This is a genomic window from Acinetobacter sp. YH12227 (assembly GCF_013417785.1).
Taxonomy (GTDB): domain Bacteria; phylum Pseudomonadota; class Gammaproteobacteria; order Pseudomonadales; family Moraxellaceae; genus Acinetobacter; species Acinetobacter gandensis.
The window spans coordinates 1-2,864 of sequence record NZ_VPDH01000145.1; the positions used below are offsets into that span (position 1 = coordinate 1).

Here is a 2,864-nt window from a genome sequence, read left to right on the forward strand (position 1 = left end):
GTCATGAGAAAGCCCATATAAATGGGTAATGTACAAGTTGCTGTAGAAGCATGTTTAATTCGTCTGATCACAGATACTTTATAAAGTATTTTAATACTTTTTTGAATCCGTCAATGCGTAAGTCCTAGAATATTAAAGAAACAAACTCAACGACAATAATGCTCATTTCATCTGTAAGGCTTTTAACTAGTTTGGCTTTAACTGTAGGGCAAGCTGGTGTATTAGCAAGTTCAGTTGCTCCGCATATCGGAAAAGGTATATTTAATCGGACAGCGCTAAGATTTTCTTCAAATGCTGTTGTTGCTGCGCTTGCTGGCGCACGTGTAGTTGCGGGTTTGACTGTGTTTTCAGTTGTGTTGGTGGCTTTAGAGTATGGTCTAAAAAACTATGTACTGGATAATGCATTTGAAGATTGGTGTCAAAAAACACCTTTTAGGAAAGCAAATAGTAAAGAGACGCCTTTTAAAAATGAAGATGAAGAGTATCAAGAGTTTGTAAAAGCGGTAGTGAGTGTGTGAATATGTATGATTTGGTGAAGTTTGAAGGTCGTATTGAAGCGTTAGAAATACATAATGGTGTACTGAATACATTGGGGGGAGCAGGAGATCATCTCATTAAGTCTTCAGCGATTTTAAGTACGGTTGCTGGTAGCGTTTCATTAGGTGCACAAACGGTTTTTTTAGCCACGCAAAGCCGTTTACATATCCAAACTGTGGTGATGAACATAGGTGGCAAAGTTTGTGTGGGTCAGTTTCACCGTGCATTGTTAGCAGCAAATGAATATGTCATTTGTATTGCTAAGCAAATTGAACCCAATGTATATGAATTATATTCAGTACTTAGTCCAAAAACGGGGTTACTGCATATGCAAGTCGGAATGGGTGCAGCCGATAAACCTGCATATAAGTCAATGATGAAAGGTGGAATAGTCTGGTATGCAATTAGTGTTATTGGAGTTTTTTTAATTTTTATATTTAATGGTGATCTTACCCAGCAAATGTTTTTAATTTTAGCTGTAGCTAGTATTTTATTTTATTTTATTTTATTTTTATGTTTATTGTTAAAAATGCATTTAATTCATTACGCCATATGAATGAAAAGTCAGAACAAGTTTTTAAGATGTATGGATTTAAAAATCCAAAAGAGATTTATTTGCTGACGGCTCGACATCAAGATGATAATGCAAAATTAATATTAGAATCGGTTTATGAATACCGTAGAGCGATTGATTATGACCCATATCCTGAAGTTTATATAGCAGAACAAGAAAAGAATAATTAATGTATTTATATGATTTGGTGAAATTTGAAGGTCGTATTGAAGCGCTAGAAATCCATAATGGTGTGTTAAATACTTTGGGGGGGGCTGGGGATAACTTAATCAAGTCTTCAGCGATTTTAAGTACAGTGGCTGGTAGTGTTTCATTGGGTGCACAAACAGTTTTTTTAGCCACACAGAGCCGTTTACATATCCAAACCGTGGTGATGAGCATAGAGGGCAAAGTCTGTGTGGGTCAGTTTCACCGCGGTCTGTTTGAAACAGGTGAATATGTCATTTGTATTGCTCGACAAATTGCACCGAATATATATGAGTTATCTTCAGTACTTAGTCCAAAAACGGGGTTACTGCATATGCAAGTCGGAATGGGTGCAGCCGATAAACCTGCATATAAGTCAATGATGAAGGGTGGGAGAGTCTGGTACATGATTAGTATAGTTTGTATGTTTTTACTATTTATATTTACTGGTGAATTAACTAAGGAGATGTTTCTAATTTTAACAATAGTCTGTTTTATCACATATTTTATTTTTATGTTTATTGTTAAAAATGCATTTAACTCATTACGCCATATGAATCAAAAGTCAGAACAAGTTTTTAAAATGTATGGGTTTAAAAATCCAGAAGAGATTTATTTGCTGACGGCTCGACATCAAGATGATAATGCAAAATTAATATTAGAATCGGTTTATGAATACCGTAGAGCGATTGATTATGACCCATATCCTGAAGTTTATATAGCAGAACAAGAAAAGAATAATTAATGTATTTATATGATTTGGTGAAATTTGAAGGTCGTATTGAAGCGCTAGAAATCCATAATGGTGTGTTAAATACTTTGGGGGGGGCTGGGGATAACTTAATCAAGTCTTCAGCGATTTTAAGTACAGTGGCTGGTAGTGTTTCATTGGGTGCACAAACAGTTTTTTTAGCCACACAGAGCCGTTTACATATCCAAACCGTGGTGATGAGCATAGAGGGCAAAGTCTGTGTGGGTCAGTTTCACCGCGGTCTGTTTGAAACAGGTGAATATGTCATTTGTATTGCTCGACAAATTGCACCGAATATATATGAGTTATCTTCAGTACTTAGTCCAAAAACGGGGTTATTGCATATGCAAGTCGGAATGGGTGCAGCCGATAAACCTGCATATAAGTCAATGATGAAAGGTGGGAGAGTTTGGTATGCAATTGGCTTTGTAGTAATAGTTATTGTTTGGATTATTGTGCCTAATGATTATTCAATAGACAATTTATTGCTTTGGGGAGGCTGTTTATTTTTATTTTATTTTATTTTTATGTTTATTGTTAAAAATGCATTTAACTCATTACGCCATATGAATGAAAAGTCAGAACAAGTTTTTAAGATGTACGGGTTTAAAAATCCAGAAGAGATTTATTTACTGACGGCTCGACATCAAGATGATAATGCAAAATTAATATTAGAATCAGTTTATGAAGGCTTTGTTGCACAAACCTATCTGTAAAGGCTTTTTCAGCGATATAATTTTCAAATGAAGAAGCCTGCACACAAAATCTACCGCACAACCAATTGGCCCGCATATAACCGAGCACTTATGAGTCGCG

General features: G+C 35.6%; 5 protein-coding genes. All 5 read left to right on the plus strand.

Going from position 1 to position 2,864, the window contains the following annotated elements:
• The first annotated feature begins 191 nt into the window (after nucleotides 1-191).
• From FTV09_RS17385 to FTV09_RS17400, 5 genes are read left to right on the plus strand one after another with little or no spacing between them, the layout of a single operon-like run.
• On the plus strand, nucleotides 192-518 hold the full coding sequence (locus FTV09_RS17385; protein ID WP_180058978.1) for a hypothetical protein: 327 nt from the start codon (nucleotides 192-194) through the stop codon (nucleotides 516-518).
• Nucleotides 515-1,093: a hypothetical protein gene (locus FTV09_RS17390; RefSeq protein WP_306669509.1), complete on the plus strand. Its 579-nt coding sequence runs from the start codon at nucleotides 515-517 to the stop codon at nucleotides 1,091-1,093. The genes FTV09_RS17385 and FTV09_RS17390 overlap by 4 nt, the downstream gene beginning before the upstream one ends.
• Nucleotides 1,090-1,281, plus strand: coding sequence for a hypothetical protein (locus FTV09_RS18265; protein ID WP_306669510.1), 192 nt, complete (start codon nucleotides 1,090-1,092; stop codon nucleotides 1,279-1,281). Before FTV09_RS17390 ends, FTV09_RS18265 begins: the two co-directional genes overlap by 4 nt.
• Nucleotides 1,281-2,042 carry a putative type VI secretion system effector gene (locus FTV09_RS17395; RefSeq protein ID WP_180058979.1) on the plus strand — a complete coding sequence of 254 codons (762 nt, stop codon included), beginning with the start codon at nucleotides 1,281-1,283 and terminating at the stop codon, nucleotides 2,040-2,042. The genes FTV09_RS18265 and FTV09_RS17395 overlap by 1 nt, the downstream gene beginning before the upstream one ends.
• Nucleotides 2,042-2,764, plus strand: a complete 723-nt coding sequence (locus FTV09_RS17400) for a putative type VI secretion system effector (protein WP_180058980.1) — start codon at nucleotides 2,042-2,044, stop codon at nucleotides 2,762-2,764. The genes FTV09_RS17395 and FTV09_RS17400 overlap by 1 nt, the downstream gene beginning before the upstream one ends.
• Nucleotides 2,765-2,864 lie beyond the last annotated feature (100 nt).

Coding starts and splice junctions, on each gene's coding strand:
- FTV09_RS18265 (WP_306669510.1), top strand. CDS start 1,090: ATGAATGAAAAGTCAGAACAAGTTTTTAAGATGTATGGATTTAAAAAT.
- FTV09_RS17395 (WP_180058979.1), top strand. CDS start 1,281: ATGTATTTATATGATTTGGTGAAATTTGAAGGTCGTATTGAAGCGCTA.
- FTV09_RS17400 (WP_180058980.1), top strand. CDS start 2,042: ATGTATTTATATGATTTGGTGAAATTTGAAGGTCGTATTGAAGCGCTA.